Origin of the sequence: Methylophilus sp. TWE2 (assembly GCF_001183865.1) — a bacterium.
Taxonomy (GTDB): domain Bacteria; phylum Pseudomonadota; class Gammaproteobacteria; order Burkholderiales; family Methylophilaceae; genus Methylophilus.
This window is the reverse complement of the sequence record NZ_CP012020.1, coordinates 2075935-2093872: the sequence shown is the minus strand read 5'-3', so window position 1 is coordinate 2093872 and position 17938 is coordinate 2075935. Positions and strand designations below refer to the sequence as shown.

Genomic DNA, 17938 nt, shown 5'->3' with positions numbered 1-17938 from the left:
TGCCCTTATGACGCATGCTAGCTAAAAAAGTGCGATACCAGCCAGTTTGGGACCAGCTGGAGCAAAAGCAAATTACTTCTTGTTGATCTGGTTGCCGACGACACCGCCAACCGCTGCACCACCTACGGTACCCAGTGCGCTACCGCCGGTTAAGATTGCACCGCCTACAGCACCAATACCTGCACCGATTGCTGTGTTCTTACCTCGAGTACTCATAGAGCCACAGGCAGAAAGACTGAGGAATAATGTTAATAAGATAGACCATGTAATGCCTTTGCGAAGATTATTCATTTTTTTCTCCTTGATATCTGGTGGGAGGGATTATGAAAATCTGGAGTCAAAATGAACAGAGGTATCCTACTGATTCGTTTGTCAGAGGAATCGGACAAGAAATAAAAAAATCCCCGCAGAGAAGCGGGGACTGATTAATCGCATTTAGTTAAGCTTTTTCACGCATTTTCCTGCGGCCTGCCACGCCAATTAAGCCCACTCCAGAGAGCATTAATGCCATGGTCTCAGGCTCTGGAACAGCATTCGCTAAGGTAATGGTACCCGCATAGCTCGCATTCGTGCCGGTGCTTTCTCCAATCACTTGCAAATAATAGCTGCCTTGTTGGATGCTGTTTGTGAATCCAAAGGAAAGATTGGAGCCTGAGTTAAATACGGTTCCATTCATCACCAGATTTTTGTTTTCATCTAGCAAGTTAAATTCTTTCAGACTAAAAGTGTCGCCAGTGCCAGAAATGCTGGTGAGTACTTGTTGCATCCCATCTGTGCTAAATGAAATGTAATCATCGAAGCTTGTGCTGCCGCTAAATGAGTTACTGAAAATATATCCTCCACCCGCTTGAGTGGCCTCATAGGTCGCAGCATAGGACGGATTAATGAATAAAGTACTTAAACCGAAAGCTATTAACAATGCAGTTTTTTTCATAACAAACTCCTGAGTGATTAAAAAGTCGCACTTGTGATGAGCTTTGTGGGCACATCACTAAGCATCTAGCTCAGGATTGTGAAAAAAATACAGAGTAAGGTTTATCGGCGATTGGCTGATATCTGTGTCGGAATTAATAACCTTAAATCTGCAGAGAATATTTAATTTGAAAGCGCGTTAGACAAGAGTTTAGCGGTGATATCAACAATAGGAATAATCCGCTCATAAGCCATGCGAGTAGGGCCAATAACGCCTAAAGTGCCCACGACTTGTCCGTCCACCTCATAGGGCGAAGTGACCAGGCTGCATTCATCCAGGGGCAGGTAGCCACTTTCGCCACCGATGAAAATTTGTACCCCATCTGCACGTTGGCTGTGATCCAGCAACTGCATGAGGGCTGTACGTCGTTCAAAAATCTCAAACAGCTTACGCAGGCTGGTGACATTGGTGGAGAGGTCGTCCACTTGTAATAAGTTGCGTTCGCCTGAGATGACAACGGTTTCTTTTTCTGAAGACTCTGGCTGGCTGGTCGCCTCCAGCGCTGCCGTCATCAGGCGATTGATATCTGCCTGGACCTCTTGCAGCTCCTGTTTGAGTTTGGCCTGCACTTCTTCCAGCGTTAAACCTTGGCACTGGCTGTTGACATAGTTGCTGGCCGCGGTGAGTTCGCTGGCGCTAAATATCTTGTCTGTGAACAGCATGCGGTTTTGCACCTGCCCATCTTCTGTCACCAGAATCACCAGGATTTTTTTGTCATTCAAATGCAGGAACTCCAGATGTTTAAGTACATTGCGCGTCCGTTTGGGCGTCATGACCAGGCCTGCAAACTGCGTCAGTTGCGACAACATGTCGGCAGCACTGTTAATCAACGCTTGTGGATTGGGCGAAGTAAGCCCGGTTTTGAGTTGCGTGACCGCGCGCTGGTCCAGTGGTTGTACTGTCATGAGCGAATCGACAAAGAGGCGGTAGCCTTTTTTGGTGGGGATGCGGCCAGCAGAAGTATGCGGACTGGTGATAAATCCTAATTGTTCAAGGTCGCTCATGACGTTGCGGATCGTCGCAGGGCTGACGTCCAGGCCTGAATGTTGGAGCAGGGTGCGTGAGCCGATGGGCTGGCCTTCGCTGATGTAATGTTCCACCAGGGTTTTGAGTAAAATTTGCGCGCGTTTGTCCACTTTTGAGCACCTTGTTGCAGTGACTGAATTTTGCACCATTTGTGTCCGCGATAACAGCCCCTTTCGCTTTTCAGTTCCAGGCTTCTATGCTTTAATGCGGCCATGCAATCTACATTCCGTTCAGTCGCCATTGTTGGAAAATACATGGACGCCATCGCCTTGCAGCAAATGCAAAGTGATTTGACCCGTTTGGCACACCATTTATTGTCTCAAGGTTTACACGTTTGTATAGAAGAGCGTACTGCACAGTTTGTGGAGGATAAAGGATTTGAGCTCGCTAGCCTGGATGATATCGGTAGCAAATCTGACCTGGTGATTGTCATGGGGGGAGATGGCACCATGCTCAGCGTTGGTCGTGCATTGCGGGATACGGGTGTACCACTGATCGGCATTAACCGGGGGCGTCTCGGATTTCTGACGGATTTGCAAACCGAACATATGCTGGATGATCTGGATAAGATTTTGCAGGGTGAGCATCAGCTTGAAGCACGTATATTGTTGCAATCTGCGGTCACGCGCGCCGGGCAAGTGATTAAACAAACGGTTGCATTGAATGATGTAGTCATCAAAAGCGCTTTCCGCTTGATTGAGCTGGAGGTACATGTCGATAACCAATTCGTGTCACGCCAACGCTCTGATGGCTTGATTTTAACCACACCGACGGGGACTACAGCTTATGGTTTGTCTGCGGGCGGACCGATTATGCATCCGGATCTCGAAGCGATTTCGATCGTCCCCATCAGCCCGCATACGCTTAGTTACCGGCCAATTACCGTGCCTGCCAGTAGCGTGATTGAGGTGATTGTGGTGAATGCTGCCGATGCCCAGATCAGTTACGATGGTCAGGGCCAATATCCGCTGGCGGTGGGTGATGATGTGCGGATTGAACGTGCGCCACAGGAAATCAGGTTGGTGCACCCCAAAGATTACTGTTATTTTGATATGTTGCGCAACAAATTAAACTGGGGCTGATAAAGCCCTGTCATTAACCATGCTACAAGCCCTTTCTATCCGAGACTTTGTCATTGTTGATACGCTGGAACTTGAGTTCTCAGCAGGATACACCGCGCTCACTGGTGAGACGGGTGCCGGTAAGTCCATCCTCATTGATGCTTTATCTTTAAGCCTGGGCGCACGCAACGAGGGCGATGTGACGCGCAAGGGCTGTGAAAAGGCGGAAATCTCAACGACTTTTGTTATTGCGGATAATCTCGCAGCCCAGGACTGGCTACAAGCGCAAGAAATGGACGTTGACGATACATTGGTGTTGCGACGTGTGATTTATGCCGATGGCCGTAGCCGCGCCTTTATTAATGGAGCCTCTGCAACGGTAGGCCAATTGCGCGAAATCGGCGAAACCCTCATTGATATTTATAGCCAGAATGCGCATCACTCCCTGTTGAAAGTGGCTACGCAGCGCGAGATTCTGGATGCCTATGCACAAGCGTCACCACTGGCAAAACAAGTTGCCAAATTATATAAGGACTGGTCTCAGCTACATCAGCAGCAACTGGCGTATGAGAAAAATGCCAGCCAGTTTGCGGATGAGTTAGCCGAGCTCAGGGATAGTACCCGTGAGCTCAAGCAATTAGGGTTTGTCTCTGAGGAGTGGCAAACGCTACAACAGGAGCATGTGCGTTTAAGCAATGGCGCCAGTCTGTTGAGTGGCATGGAATTAAGCCTGCAGATGATGAGCGAAGGTGATGAAGTTAATGCACTAGATCTGCTCTCGCAGGCCCAAACCAAGCTAGCCGAACTTCAGGCAATGGATGCCGGATTGCAACCGATTGCCGAAAATCTTGACTCTGCTGTCGTGCAGCTAGAAGAAGCCAGTAGGGCGCTGAATCGTTATCTGCAAAAAAGTGAACTGGATCCTGAACGCTTGGCAGAAGTTGAAGCGCGTATCCAGGCCATTCATGGTGCCGCGCGAAAATTCCGTGTGAAGCCTGATGAATTGCCAGAATTACTGGTCCAGCAATTGCAACGGGTCGATGAGTTGGAGGGCTTTGCTGATGACGGGGCTTTAACGCAGCAGGTAAAAGCGGCCTGGCAAAATTATCACACACAAGCCGCGGAGCTTTCTGGTTTCAGACAGCAGGCGGCTAAAAAACTGTCGCAAACGATTACTGAACAAATGCAGGCTTTGTCATTAAAAGGCGGCCAGTTTGCAGTGGCTTTAACACCTTGTGAAGCCGCCCTTCACGGCTTGGAGCAAGTGGAGTTTCTGGTCGCCGGTCATGCCGGCGTCGAGCCGCGCCCACTCAATAAAGTGGCCTCTGGTGGTGAATTGTCTCGTATCAGTTTGGCCTTGCAAGTAACGACTGCTTCTTTGGGCACGGTGCCGTGCATGATTTTTGATGAGGTGGATGTCGGGATTGGTGGCGGTGTTGCCGAAGTGGTTGGACGTTTGCTTAACGAATTGGGTCAGCACCGCCAGGTATTGGTGATTACGCACCTGGCACAGGTCGCCTCACAGGCGCAGCAGCATTTACAAGTGAGCAAGTCCGAGCAACAGGGTGCAACCTTGAGTCGCATTCGCCCATTGGGCGCAGAGGAGCGCATAGAAGAAATTGCCCGTATGCTGGGTGGTTTGCATATCACCGAGACCACCCGCAGTCATGCCCGGGAAATGTTAGGATTAATCACCTAGTTTGTAATACCTGCCAGCGTTCCAGTTTTTCTGCAAAGCGCAGGCTGGCATGGGCCGGACTGGTAGAGGGTAAGGTGATGGTGTCTACCTGCGGCAACGCTTTGATGTGTTTCTTAAATAGCGTGGCTGCAGTATTCCCGTTAAATGCGACCAGTTCTATGGAAGGGGTATCGTTCAGTAAGCCGGTAATATCGTTGACGATCACCGTTTCTGCGCTAATGGCACTATCCAGGCTGCCAGGTCGGCAGGCAGAATGGCAAACGTCCCAAATCGCCAGACGCGCTGCTTTCACCCCTTCACAACGTTCGGTGTAAGTAGCTTTTGCCGGAATGTTGAACAAAGCTTCCAGCATTTTCCAAAAGGCATTTTGCGGATGTGCGTAATACTGTTGTTGCTTGAGAGATTCAGCACCCGGCAAGGTGCCTAGAATCAATATGCGAGGGCTCAAGCCGAGAATGGGCGGAAATCCGGCAGCATAGTGTTCTTGGGTAGGAACTAAGTCGGACAAATCTTGTGATAAGTAGTAAAGGGGCTATGCGCATGCTTTTACATAACCCCGGGGACCTTATTCAGTGCAGGATTGTTTTTTGCACATACCATAAATGGTGAGTGAGTGGTCCTGCATGGTGAACCCGTGTTTTTCGGCGGCTGCTTTTTGTCTTTTCTCAATTTCTTCGTCGTAAAACTCTTCGACGCGCCCACACTTGACGCAAACAATATGGTCGTGATGGCTACCTTCGTTCAATTCAAATACCGCCTTGCCACTTTCAAAGTGATGGCGCACCAATAGCCCCGCTTGCTCAAACTGGGTTAATACCCGATACACAGTGGCCAACCCAACATCTTCCCCATTGGTGATCATGACTTTGTAAATATCCTCTGCTGATAGGTGGCGTTGTTCGCTGTTCTCGAACAATTCAAGGATTTTCAGACGTGGCAGCGTTGCTTTGAGGCCCGCATTTTTGAGGTCTTTTGGATCATGCATAGGTTTTGTCCATGTTTTGTCTGTGGTTAAGTCGTCCGGCGTATTTGATTGGCGACACTACGTGGTATATTACTCAAAGTTTTCTGAATATACCGATTATAAAGTGAATCCAATGCGTAATTCTATCTTATTTGTGTTGGTTGTCGCATCTCTGGAGAGTGGGTGCGGTGCCAAGCTTCCTTCAGTCAAGCCTTTCAAGATGGAAGTTCAGCAAGGCAATGTTGTGACTTCCAAGATGTTGCTGCAGTTGCGACCGGGCATGACGCGTTCCCAGGTGCGCTATATCATGGGGACACCGCTAGTAGTCGATAGTTTCCGTGACAACCGCTGGGATTATTTCTACGAGCTGCGCAAGGAAGGAAAAGTGGTTGAAAAGCGCCGCGTGATTCTTGATTTCGACAAGGATAGCCTGGTGTCAGTCCGCGGTGATGTGATTCCATCTGCTGAAAATCCTGAGGTAAAAACAATTGCAGAAACACCTCAGAAGAAGGTTGAAGAAGCAAAAGATCAGAGTTGGACGGACAGGCTGAAGTTCTGGGAGTCTGAAGAGGCTGCGGCGAGTGATAAAACAGCTGAGTCATCTGTAGCCACTGCCGCAACCGCAGCGACGAATGAGAGCAAAGGCGCTGCACTCGCCAAGGATGAGGCAGCCGAATCTCAGACAACCACGTCAGAACCCGTCAAGGCCGAACAAGAGGTATTGCCCTCGGCTACTGCAACAAATAACGCAGCTGCCGCAGCGACATTGGCTGAAGAAGAAGTGGTTCCCTACATTCCGGAGGGGGAGTATCAGGCTGCGCCCACTCCCGAAGAGATGGCCAAGGGCAATCTGGATGTCAGTGCCAATCAGGTCACTGAGGCTAAAGCACATCCTGTGAATGAAAAGGAAATGGCTGCCCAAATTGCAGATACGGTAGAGCCACCACCCGTTTTTCAGCAGGAACCCATGGCAGAACCTGTAGCGGCTGAACCCGAGCCTGTATTGCCACCCCCCGTAAAAGCCGAGCCAGCTGCGAAGAATATCACAGCGCCGGTTGTTGCCGCAGCCACTGTGGCAGCGGCGGCAACCAAGACTGCTGAATCTGACTCAGTTAAATCCAAGCCTGTTGATCCTAAGCCTGTGGAAGCAAAAACCACTGTATCAAAAACTGAAGTACAAACACCCGTGTCACAGGCACCTGCTGCGGCAGCGGCCATTGAAGATGACGAGGTCATCCCATATATTCCAGAAGGCGAATACGTGGCTCCTGTCATTCCTAGTGAAGCCGAAATGGTTAAAGGCAATATGGCGGAGGCAAATGCACCTGCGACTGATGCCCAAGCGCGCCAGGTGACTGAAAAAGGGGTGGCACCCACATCGGATGCGGCTGCAGAGCCATCACCGACATTTGTCGCTGAGCAATTGCCAGAACCAGAGCCGGAACCTGAATTGCCACCACCACCTCCACCATCCGTCAGTAAGCCTGTTGTGAGAGAGGTTGCGCCAGTGGCTGCGCTGGCAGCAGAAGAAGAGAAACCAGTCGCTGCGCAACCTGAGACTGAGCAGCCGGCTGCCAAGGTTGTTGAGCCTGCATCGGTCGCCTCAACTGTGGCGACTGCAGAAGCGCCAGCTGGTGATGCTGAAATCAACCAGGCTGTGGCGGCATGGGCGCAAGCTTGGCGCAGCAAGGACATTAAAAACTACCTCGCTGCGTATGCCCCTGACTTCATGCCAGAAGGGTTGCCTTCCAGAAAGGCATGGGAGTCGCAACGCAAACAGCGTTTATCTGCAGGCCAGGGTGCGATTACACTCGTACTAAATAATGTACAGATCCAGCGTGACGGTGCCACTGCCGCCGTACAGTTTGAGCAAAAATATGCTGCTAAAGCTTATAAAGATGAATTGGTCAAAACGCTGGAAATGCGTTACGAGCCAACGCAGAAACGCTGGTTGATCACACGCGAACGCGTTGCTCCTGTAACAGGTTTGCCAGTTGCGAGTGTGCCAACGACCCGTCTGCCAGCAGTTGCTGCAGCGTCATCCAAAACGGATGTGGTCGAGTCAGCTGTGCCACCGACGACATCATCTGCGCCTGTGGCGGAAGTGAGTGTTGAATCAGCGATTGACGCTTGGGCACAGGCTTGGCGCAGTAAAAACATCAATGCTTACCTGGCGGCGTATTCTCCAGAATTTGTGCCGGAGGGATTGCCAAACAGAAGTGTCTGGGAAGCGCAACGTAAAAAGCGCTTGTCCCCACAGCAGGGCAAGATCAGTCTGGATATCACGAATGTAAGCGTGAGCCGCGACGGAGAAACAGCCGTGGCCACCTTTAGGCAGAAATATGCGTCTAAAGCCTATCGCGATGAAGTAGTTAAGCGTCTGCAGTTAAAACTGGATGCCGCAAGCAATCGCTGGCTGATTGTGCGCGAAAGTACAGGCAGTGAGGCAGAGGTGCCAATGGGCAAGCAGTCAGTGAATGCACCAGAAGAGCACTCGGAACATCAGGACGGTGCTCTGGAGCCTATCGGATTTTAATGGCCTGCTGATGTCGCGGTTTAAGTATTAAAAATAATTGAGTGAGTTATGTTGAAAGTAGTGATTGCTGGCGTGTCTGGTCGTATGGGGCATGCCTTACTGGATGGAGTTTTTTCTGATAACGGCTTGCATTTGCATGCGGCACTTGATCGTGCTGAAAGCGCCATGATAGGACGGGATGCAGGCGAGCAGTTTGGCAAGGTCAGTGGCGTAAAAATCACGGCTGACATCCATGCCGCATTGGCCGGTGCCGATGTGCTGGTGGATTTCACTCGCCCGGAAGCCAGTATGCAATATTTACAAGCTTGTCAGCAAGCCAACGTTAAATTAGTGATTGGTACTACCGGGTTTAGTGAGACTGAAAAGTCCAGTATTGAGGCGGCGTCCAAAAATATTGGTATCGTATTTGCGCCAAACATGAGCGTAGGGGTCACTCTTTTGATTAACCTAGTTGAGCAAGCCGCACGCGTGCTCAATGAAGGTTATGATATTGAAGTGGTCGAAATGCATCACCGCCATAAAATAGATGCACCTTCAGGCACGGCTTTACGGTTGGGTGAGGCGGCTGCTAAAGGGATTGATAAAGCGTTGAACGATTGTGCTGTGTATGCGCGCGAAGGGGTGACTGGTGAGCGCGAAGCAGGCACCATTGGTTTTGCCACGCTGCGCGGCGGCGACGTGGTGGGCGATCATACTGTTGTGCTGGCTGGAGTTGGCGAGCGCGTGGAGTTGACGCACAAGGCTTCAAGCCGTGCCACATTTGCACAAGGCGCATTGCGTGCAGCCAAGTTCCTGGCAGATAAACCTAAGGGGTTATTTGACATGCGTGATGTGCTGGGGTTTGAGAAAACCTGATTTTCAATAGATTTCTTGCCTAATCAACGTCAGGCTTGAATCCATGTTTGCTTCTGAGTTGCCCTTGAGTGGGTTGTCAATTTGCGCTATAATGCTGCAATTCTGAAACGGGAAGAGTCCAACAAGCTTTTCCCGTTTTGCACATCTACTCACCGCGGCTTTATCCCCTAAAGCTTGACTGTGAGCCATCATCCAGATGTGTTTCGTATCAAACTTAAGGAGCTAAAGGTGTCAAAAACAATTCCAGCGATTTTAGTGTTAGCAGATGGAACTGTTTTTAAGGGCATTAGCATTGGCGCTTCCGGTCATACGGTCGGTGAGGTGGTGTTCAACACTTCCATCACCGGTTATCAGGAAATCCTTACCGATCCTTCCTATACCGAACAAATCGTGACACTGACTTATCCTCACATTGGCAACTATGGTACCAATAGTGAAGATGTTGAGTCAGGCAAAGTCTATGCTGCGGGTCTGATCATTCGTGACCTGCCCTTATTGGAAAGCAATTTCCGCAGTGAACAAAATCTTTCCGATTATCTCAAAGCCAACAACGTGGTGGCAATTGCAGATATCGATACGCGTAAACTGACACGCATTCTTCGTGAAAAAGGCGCACAGGCCGGTTGTATCATGGCAGGCGAATCTGTCGATGAAGCTCAGGCGCTAGCCTTGGCTAAGGGTTTTCCTGGTTTGGCCGGGATGGACCTGGCCAAAGTGGTCAGCTGTACCCAGCCTTATCAGTTTACCGAAACGGAATGGGAGCTAGGCTCAGGCTTTAGTAAAACGGGTAGCGGCCAGTTTCATGTGGTGGCGTTTGATTATGGCGTGAAACGTAACATTCTGCGCATGCTGGTTTCACGTGGCTGTAAAGTGACGGTATTGCCAGCGCAAGCCACAGCCGAGCAGGCCTTGGCTTACAAGCCAGATGGCATCTTCCTCTCCAATGGCCCTGGTGACCCGGAGCCTTGCGATTATGCAATCAAGGCCATCAAAACCCTGGTGGATACCGGCATTCCAACCTTTGGTATTTGCCTGGGTCACCAGTTGCTGGCACTGGCGAGTGGCGCCAAAACACTGAAGATGAAGTTCGGCCATCACGGCGCCAACCATCCGGTACAGGATGTGGAAAGCAAGCGCGTTTACATTACCAGCCAAAACCATGGTTTTGCAGCTGACCCGGCAACATTGCCAGAGAATGTGAAAGTGACGCATGTGTCGCTGTTTGACGGTAGCTTGCAAGGCATTGCACGTACTGACAAACCAGCATTCAGCTTCCAGGGGCACCCTGAGGCCAGCCCGGGTCCGCAAGAAATGAGCGTGTTGTTTGACCGCTTTATCCAGTTAATGCAAGAAAGAAAGTCCATCTAATGGCAAAAAGAACCGACATTAAAAGTATCCTGATTATCGGTGCAGGTCCGATTGTCATTGGTCAGGCCTGTGAGTTTGACTACTCTGGCGCGCAAGCGTGTAAGGCCCTGCGCGAAGAAGGGTATCGTGTCATTTTGGTGAACTCCAATCCGGCCACCATCATGACTGACCCGGAAATGGCAGATGCGACTTATATCGAGCCGATTACCTGGCAAATTGTCGAGAAGATTATTGAAAAAGAGCGCCCTGATGCGTTGCTGCCAACCATGGGCGGCCAGACTGCACTGAACTGTGCCTTAGATCTGGACAAGCATGGCGTGTTGCAGAAATACAATGTAGAACTGATTGGTGCGACCAAAGAGGCGATTGATAAAGCCGAAGACCGCCAAAAGTTTAAAGAAGCCATGACCAAAATTGGTCTGGGTTCTGCACGCTCTGCCATCGCGCACAGCCTGGAAGAGGCGTTGCAGGTACAAGCGACGATTGGTTACCCAGCGATTATCCGTCCTTCGTTCACCATGGGCGGCAGCGGTGGTGGTATTGCCTATAACCGTGAAGAATTTATCGCCATTTGCGAGCGCGGCCTGGATGCCTCCCCAACCAATGAATTATTGATTGAAGAGTCATTGCTGGGTTGGAAAGAATACGAGATGGAAGTGGTCCGTGATAAAGCGGATAACTGCATCATCATCTGTTCGATCGAAAACCTGGACCCTATGGGTGTGCACACTGGCGACAGTATTACCGTTGCGCCTGCACAAACCCTGACTGATAAAGAGTACCAGATCATGCGTAATGCTTCTTTGGCAGTGTTGCGCGAGATCGGTGTCGATACCGGTGGTTCCAACGTTCAGTTTGCCATTAACCCGAATGATGGCCGCATGATTGTCATTGAGATGAACCCGCGTGTGTCGCGCTCATCTGCGTTGGCTTCCAAAGCGACCGGTTTCCCGATTGCCAAAGTCGCTGCCAAGCTGGCCGTCGGCTTTACGCTGGACGAGTTGCGTAATGAAATTACCGGTGGACAGACCCCGGCTTCATTCGAGCCCTCAATTGACTATGTGGTCACCAAAGTGCCACGGTTTGCGTTTGAAAAATTCCCGCAGGCGGACAGCCGCTTGACCACGCAGATGAAGTCTGTGGGTGAAGTGATGGCCATGGGCCGCAGCTTCCAGGAATCTTTCCAAAAGGCTTTGCGTGGTCTGGAAGTCGGCGTGGATGGGCTGGATCCCCTCACCGATGACAAAGACCGTATCGTCAAGGAAATGGGCGAGCCGGGGCCAGAGCGTATCTGGTATGTGGCTGACGCATTCCGCCTGGGTATGAGTGTAGATGAAGTTTTTGATATCACTAAAATCGACCGCTGGTTCCTGGTGCAGATTGAAGAAATCATCAAGCTTGAACTTTCTTTGTCTACCAAGTCCCTAGCTGACCTCAATAAAGACACGTTGTTCCGCTTGAAGCGTAAAGGCTTCTCTGACCGCCGTCTGGCCAAATTGCTGAATACCGATCAGCATGCCGTGCGTGCTTTCCGTCAGGCACTGAATGTGCGTCCGGTATACAAGCGCGTGGATACCTGTGCGGCTGAGTTCGCGACTAATACGGCCTATATGTATTCCACTTATGAAGAAGAGTGCGAATCCAATCCGACCGACAAGAAAAAAATCATGGTATTGGGCGGTGGCCCTAACCGTATCGGCCAGGGTATTGAGTTTGACTATTGCTGCGTACATGCCGCTTTTGCGATGCGCGAAGATGGTTACGAAACCATTATGGTTAACTGTAACCCGGAAACTGTTTCTACCGATTACGATACTTCTGATCGTCTGTACTTCGAACCAGTGACATTGGAAGATGTACTGGAAATTGTGAACATCGAAAAACCGGTTGGCGTGATCGTGCAATACGGGGGTCAAACGCCACTCAAGCTAGCGCGTGACCTGGAAAAAGCCGGTGTGCCTATCATTGGCACGACCCCAGATGCGATTGACCGTGCTGAAGACCGTGAGCGTTTCCAGCAGATGCTGCATAGCCTGAACCTCAAGCAGCCGCCTAACCGCACGGCACGTGCACCTGAAGAAGCGATCCGCCTGGCAACCGAAATCGGTTATCCACTGGTGGTGCGTCCTTCTTATGTATTGGGCGGCCGTGCGATGGAAATCGTGCATGAGCAAAGCCAGCTTGAGCGCTACATGCGTGAGGCCGTGAAGGTTTCAAACGAGTCTCCAGTCTTGCTGGACCGCTTCCTCAATGATGCGATCGAGGTGGATGTGGATGCGCTCAGCGATGGCGAAGATGTGTTGATCGGCGGCATCATGCAGCACGTGGAACAAGCCGGTGTGCACTCCGGTGATTCCGCCTGTTCATTACCACCTTATAGCCTCAGCGATAGCCTGCAAGATGAATTACGCAGACAAACCGTGCAAATGGCCAAAGCGTTGGGCGTTAAAGGTCTGATGAATGTACAGTTTGCCGTGCAGAATACAGAGCAGGGCGAAGTGGTGTATGTGCTGGAGGTCAACCCGCGCGCATCACGGACAGTCCCGTTTGTGTCCAAAGCCTGTGGTTTGCAACTGGCAAAGATTGCTGCGCGTTGTATGGCGGGTCAGACCCTGAAATCACAAGGCGTGACCAAGGAAGTGATTCCGCCTTATTACTCTGTCAAAGAAGCCGTGTTCCCATTCATCAAGTTCCCAGGTGTGGATACTATCCTGGGCCCGGAAATGAAATCGACCGGCGAAGTGATGGGGGTTGGCAATACCTTTGCAGAAGCATTCGTGAAGTCGCAATTGGGGGCATCTGTCAAAATGCCTACTGGCGGCAGGGCTTTTATCAGCGTGCGTAATGAAGACCACAAAAAAGTGATCGATATTGCTAAAGACCTGGTCAAGCTGGGCTTTACACTGGTGGCCACCAAAGGTACGGCTCGGGCGCTGGCTGAACAGGGCCTGGATGTGACGCCGGTAAACAAGGTTGCCGAAGGTCGTCCGCATATTGTCGATATGATCAAGAACGATGAGATCAGTTTGATTGTCAATGTGACTGAAGACAAAAAAGCGATTACCGATTCGTACGAAATCCGCCGTAGTGCCTTGCAAAACAAGGTGACTTACTACACGACATTGGCGGGTGCACGTGCGGCGTGTATCGGGATGGCTCAAAGCAAGGACATGGATGTCTATTCGGTGCAAGACTTGCACAAACGCCTTGCTTAACATACACTAGGCTTAATTGATATTTGAAATAAGCCACGCTCATCCGGGTGTGGTTTATTTTTTTTATACTCATTTTTTGAAGGTATTTCAACATGGCAGTACATCAGATTCCTGTCACCGTGAGAGGTGCAGAATTGCTCAAGGAAGAATTACAACGTTTACGAGCTGTGGACAGACCCAATATCATCCAGGCGATTGCAGAGGCGCGTGCGCAGGGGGATTTGTCTGAAAATGCTGAGTATGAGTCCGCCAAAGAGCGCCAGAGTTTTATTGAAGGGCGTATCTCTGAGCTAGAAGCAAAGCTGTCCAATTTGCAGATCATCGATCCGACCACCTTGAACGCTGAAGGTCGCGTGGTGTTTGGCGCCACTGTCCGTTTTGAAGACCTGGATTCAGGGGATGCCAAAACTTACCAGATCGTAGGTGAGGATGAAGCTGATATCAAGAATGGTAAAATTTCAGTTAGCTCACCGATTGCACGTGGCCTGATTGGCAAATCAGAAGGTGAAGTGGTGGAAGTCCAGTCACCTGGTGGTATCAAAGAGTACGAAATTATCGAAGTACTTTACGTTTAAGCGTATGTTGTTTAGGAGTGCATAAGCATGGCCAGGCAATCAGGACTGACAGGTTGGTTGAATCCCTTGCTGCTAACATTTTGGGTTGGTGCTTTATGGATGACCGCCATCACTGCCAGCGTATTGTTCCAGACCATTCCTGACCGCCAGCTTGCCGGGCAGGTGGCTGGCAGATTGTTTACGATCGTCAGCTATATCGGCCTGGGCAGTGGCTTATGGTTGCTAGTGCAGCGTTTGGCAAGTGAAGGCTTTTCTGCCTTCAAGCAAGGGTTGTTCTGGGTGGTTTTCGTGATGTGGGTGCTGGTGCTGATTGGTGAGTTTGGCATTCAACCCTTGCTGGCACAATTGAAAGCCAGCGCCCTGCCTAATGACGTGATGCAAAGCGTATTTGCCAGCCGATTCAGGACTTGGCATGGCGTTGCCAGTATTGCTTACCTGGTAGAGTGTTTACTGGGAGTCTGGCTGGTGGTGAAATCCAGATAAGGCCAATAAAAAACGCGCAATTAAATGCGCGTTTTTTATTGATTGACGCTGAATTTACAGTTTTGGAATGACGATCTTGGCAGAAGCTTTAACGGTTTCGCTAGCACGGTAAAATACCAGTTGTTTGCCAATATGGTGTACCGCAATCGCATTCGCCTTGTCGGCAATTTCTTCCAGCAGGGATTTGCGCAGTTCGCGGTCATCTCCTGCGACTTGGACTTTAATCAGTTCATGGGCATTGAGGCTGACATCAATTTCTTTTAACACGGCTTCGGTCAAGCCATTGTTGCCTATCATGACCACAGGATTTAAATTGTGTGCCAGGCCACGTAAATAAGCGATTTGTTTGCTGTTTAATTGCATGCAAAAATATTCCTTGAAAACAGTTCGCATTTTAGCATGAAGCAGGAATTCCCCCTATGAAACCCTCCAAAACCAGTAAGGCATGGATGCAAGAGCATCTCAATGACGAGTTTGTGAAGCGCGCACAAAAAGATGGTTACCGCGCCCGTGCCGCCTATAAACTTCTGGAGATTGACGATAAAGACAAACTGATCAAACCAGGGATGACGGTGGTGGATCTGGGATCCACGCCTGGCAGTTGGTCACAGGTGGCAGTGCAACGTATCAAGGGTCAAGGGCGAGTCATCGCACTTGATATCTTGGACATGCATCCTATCCCTGGGGTGGACTTTATTTGCGGTGATTTTCGCGAAGAAGAGGTGCTGAAAAAACTCGAATCCTCACTCAATGGCAAACTAGTGGACCTGGTCATTGCCGATATGGCACCGAATATGAGCGGCGTTAAGGATGTGGACCAGGCCGGTGCAACATATTTGACCGAGCTCGCGCTCGATTTTTGTCAGCAATGGTTGAAACCGGGCGGCAATTTTCTGGTCAAAGTTTTCATTGGCAGCGGATTTGAGGAAATTGTGAAACAGATGCGCGGCCAGTTTGAAAAAGTGGTCACGCGCAAGCCAAAAGCTTCACGTGATCGCAGCAGCGAAGTCTATTTGCTGGGGCAAAATCGAAAACCTTGAAATGCAGGGCTTTTACACGTTTAGTTTTCGTCGCACAAGCAAAAAATTGGGTATACAATGCCATCAAGGCTTGAAATCTTTGGTTTTGCCTCCATTGTTTTCTTAGGGATTCTCCCTGCCTTTTGTTTTTAAAGTTAAGGAACCACTTTGAATAATCTACTGAAGAATATCGCGATTTGGGTAGCTATCGCCTTGTTGCTGATGACGGTATTTAATCAATTCAACGGCACGGGCAGGAGTAGCGGTCAGGTGGTTTACTCGCAGTTTATGCAAGAGGTCAAAGATGGCCGTGTTGCAAAAGTACAAATTGATGGCCGCTCACTGCATGTGACAACCAATGAAGGTAAAGCCTACGATACATTTTCGCCTTCAGATCCATGGCTGGTTTCTGACCTGCTCAAAAATAACGTGATTGTGGAAGCCAAACCAGAAGAGCATGAATCCATGCTCATGAGCATTTTCGTGTCCTGGTTCCCGATGATTCTGCTGATTGGCGTCTGGATTTTCTTCATGCGCCAGATGCAAGGTGGTGGCAAGGGCGGTGGTCCATTCTCATTTGGCAAGAGCAAGGCGCGTCAATTGGACGAGTCTAACAATAGTACAACCTTTGCCGATGTGGCAGGCTGTGACGAAGCCAAGGAAGAAGTGGCTGAACTGGTCGAATTCCTGAAAGACCCAAGCAAGTTCCAGAAACTGGGTGGCCGCATTCCACGTGGCGTATTGATGGTAGGCCCACCAGGGACTGGTAAAACCTTGCTGGCTCGTGCGATTGCGGGTGAAGCCAAGGTACCATTCTTCAGCATTTCCGGTTCAGACTTTGTTGAAATGTTTGTCGGCGTGGGTGCTGCACGTGTGCGTGACATGTTTGAAACCGCCAAGAAAAACTCGCCCTGTATCGTGTTTATTGACGAGATTGATGCCGTCGGTCGTCATCGTGGTGCCGGTACCGGTGGCGGTAATGATGAACGTGAACAAACCCTGAACCAGATGCTGGTTGAGATGGATGGCTTTGAAGCAAACTCAGGCGTCATCGTGATTGCGGCTACTAACCGTGCTGATGTGCTGGATAAAGCGTTGTTACGTCCAGGCCGTTTTGACCGTCAGGTGATGGTTGGCTTGCCAGATATCAAAGGCCGCGAGCAGATCTTAAACGTGCACATGCGTAAAGTACCAATTGACCCGGACGTCAAAGCCGATATCTTGGCCCGTGGTACACCAGGCTTTAGTGGTGCTGACTTGGCCAACCTGGTGAACGAAGCTGCCCTGTTTGCAGCGCGCCGCAATAAGCGCACCGTAGACATGCAGGACTTTGAAGATGCCAAAGACAAAATCTTCATGGGCCCTGAGCGCAAGTCTATGGTCATGCGTGAGGAAGAGCGCTTGAATACGGCGTATCACGAATCTGGTCACGCCGTAGTCGCCAAGCTGTTGCCCAAGGCTGACCCGGTACACAAAGTGACCATTATGCCGCGCGGATGGGCGTTAGGCCTGACCTGGCAGTTGCCTGAGCACGACCGTATCAGCAACTACAAAGACAAGATGCTGGAAGACATTTCGATTTTGTTCGGCGGCCGTATTGCCGAAGAGATTTTCATGAATCAAATGTCTACTGGTGCGTCGAATGACTTTGAACGTGCGACAAAAATGGCACGTGACATGGTCACCAAGTTTGGTATGTCTGACACCTTGGGTACCATGGTTTACGCGGGTAGTGAACAGGATTCATGGATGGGCAGCATGTCTTCCCGTACCGTGTCTGAGGCGACACAGCAAAAAGTGGATGCTGAAATCCGCCGTATCCTCGACGAGCAATATGCGATTGCGCGTAAATTGCTGGAAGATAACCGTGATAAGGTAGAGGCCATGACCAAGGCGTTGATGGAATTTGAAACCATTGATGCTGACCAGATCAACGACATCATGGCTGGTTTACCAGTCCGTGCGCCTAAACAGAAAAATGGCCCAACCATGACTTCTGGTGGTAGCGGCACCGGTACCATCGTCAACCCTACGCCACAACCGACGGCGAAAGGTGATGGCACCGAAAGTAATGTCTAGAATGATGTGCCGGGTGTTTTATCCCCCGGCATTCAGTTAAAATAACAAGGCTGGCAGTTGCCAGCCTTTTTGTTTTTGTGGAATT

The 17938-nt window shown here is 50.2% G+C and carries 16 protein-coding genes; 10 read left to right on the top strand and 6 right to left on the bottom strand.

Annotated features, from left to right (window positions below; translation table 11 throughout):
• Positions 1-72: 72 nt before the first annotated feature.
• The 3 genes from ACJ67_RS09935 to hrcA form a co-directional block, all read right to left on the bottom strand.
• Positions 73-291, bottom strand: coding sequence for a glycine zipper 2TM domain-containing protein (locus ACJ67_RS09935; protein WP_049638941.1), 219 nt, complete (start codon positions 289-291; stop codon positions 73-75).
• Between the two features lie 148 nt (positions 292-439).
• Positions 440-934 carry an FxDxF family PEP-CTERM protein gene (locus tag ACJ67_RS09930; RefSeq protein WP_049638940.1) on the bottom strand — a complete coding sequence of 165 codons (495 nt, stop codon included), beginning with the start codon at positions 932-934 and terminating at the stop codon, positions 440-442.
• 161 nt (positions 935-1095) lie between these two features.
• Positions 1096-2148, bottom strand: a complete 1053-nt coding sequence (hrcA, locus tag ACJ67_RS09925) for a heat-inducible transcriptional repressor HrcA (protein WP_197080597.1) — start codon at positions 2146-2148, stop codon at positions 1096-1098.
• A 63-nt stretch (positions 2149-2211) separates the two neighbouring features.
• Between hrcA and ACJ67_RS09920 the strand changes: the two genes are divergently transcribed.
• Positions 2212-3081, top strand: a complete 870-nt coding sequence (locus ACJ67_RS09920; protein ID WP_082163999.1) for an NAD(+) kinase — start codon at positions 2212-2214, stop codon at positions 3079-3081.
• 19 nt (positions 3082-3100) lie between these two features.
• The gene (gene recN / locus ACJ67_RS09915; RefSeq protein WP_049638938.1) at positions 3101-4759 is read left to right on the top strand and encodes a DNA repair protein RecN; all 1659 of its coding nucleotides are present in this window, start codon (positions 3101-3103) and stop codon (positions 4757-4759) included.
• Here the strand turns inward: recN and ACJ67_RS09910 are convergent.
• The gene (locus ACJ67_RS09910) at positions 4752-5267 is read right to left on the bottom strand and encodes a DNA-deoxyinosine glycosylase (protein ID WP_049638937.1); all 516 of its coding nucleotides are present in this window, start codon (positions 5265-5267) and stop codon (positions 4752-4754) included. The two genes, recN and ACJ67_RS09910, sit on opposite strands and share 8 nt — an antisense overlap.
• Positions 5268-5324: 57 nt before the next feature.
• Positions 5325-5744, bottom strand: coding sequence for a ferric iron uptake transcriptional regulator (gene fur / locus ACJ67_RS09905; protein ID WP_049638936.1), 420 nt, complete (start codon positions 5742-5744; stop codon positions 5325-5327).
• 112 nt (positions 5745-5856) lie between these two features.
• Here fur and bamE point away from each other — a divergent pair, with 112 nt between their 5' ends.
• The 6 genes from bamE to ACJ67_RS09870 all read left to right on the top strand — a co-directional run bounded on the left by bamE (position 5857) and on the right by ACJ67_RS09870 (position 14755).
• The gene (bamE, locus tag ACJ67_RS09900; RefSeq protein WP_049639865.1) at positions 5857-8259 is read left to right on the top strand and encodes an outer membrane protein assembly factor BamE; all 2403 of its coding nucleotides are present in this window, start codon (positions 5857-5859) and stop codon (positions 8257-8259) included.
• 48 nt (positions 8260-8307) lie between these two features.
• Positions 8308-9114: a 4-hydroxy-tetrahydrodipicolinate reductase gene (gene dapB, locus ACJ67_RS09895; protein WP_049638935.1), complete on the top strand. Its 807-nt coding sequence runs from the start codon at positions 8308-8310 to the stop codon at positions 9112-9114.
• Between the two features lie 228 nt (positions 9115-9342).
• Positions 9343-10482 carry a glutamine-hydrolyzing carbamoyl-phosphate synthase small subunit gene (gene carA / locus ACJ67_RS09885; RefSeq protein WP_049638933.1) on the top strand — a complete coding sequence of 380 codons (1140 nt, stop codon included), beginning with the start codon at positions 9343-9345 and terminating at the stop codon, positions 10480-10482.
• Positions 10482-13697, top strand: a complete 3216-nt coding sequence (carB, locus tag ACJ67_RS09880; protein WP_049638932.1) for a carbamoyl-phosphate synthase large subunit — start codon at positions 10482-10484, stop codon at positions 13695-13697. The genes carA and carB overlap by 1 nt, the downstream gene beginning before the upstream one ends.
• Positions 13698-13789: 92 nt before the next feature.
• A complete protein-coding gene (gene greA / locus ACJ67_RS09875) occupies positions 13790-14272 on the top strand; it encodes a transcription elongation factor GreA (protein ID WP_018986500.1) in 483 nt (160 codons plus the stop codon).
• Positions 14273-14299: 27 nt separating this feature from the next.
• A complete protein-coding gene (locus tag ACJ67_RS09870; RefSeq protein WP_049638931.1) occupies positions 14300-14755 on the top strand; it encodes a DUF4149 domain-containing protein in 456 nt (151 codons plus the stop codon).
• 54 nt (positions 14756-14809) lie between these two features.
• Here ACJ67_RS09870 and yhbY read toward each other — a convergent pair whose 3' ends face one another.
• Positions 14810-15118: a ribosome assembly RNA-binding protein YhbY gene (gene yhbY / locus ACJ67_RS09865; RefSeq protein ID WP_049638930.1), complete on the bottom strand. Its 309-nt coding sequence runs from the start codon at positions 15116-15118 to the stop codon at positions 14810-14812.
• 56 nt (positions 15119-15174) lie between these two features.
• On the opposite strand from yhbY, the gene rlmE reads away from it, so the two are divergent.
• Together rlmE and ftsH are read left to right on the top strand one after the other, a co-directional pair.
• On the top strand, positions 15175-15795 hold the full coding sequence (gene rlmE, locus ACJ67_RS09860; RefSeq protein ID WP_049638929.1) for a 23S rRNA (uridine(2552)-2'-O)-methyltransferase RlmE: 621 nt from the start codon (positions 15175-15177) through the stop codon (positions 15793-15795).
• Between the two features lie 147 nt (positions 15796-15942).
• Positions 15943-17853: an ATP-dependent zinc metalloprotease FtsH gene (ftsH, locus tag ACJ67_RS09855; RefSeq protein WP_049638928.1), complete on the top strand. Its 1911-nt coding sequence runs from the start codon at positions 15943-15945 to the stop codon at positions 17851-17853.
• Positions 17854-17938 lie beyond the last annotated feature (85 nt).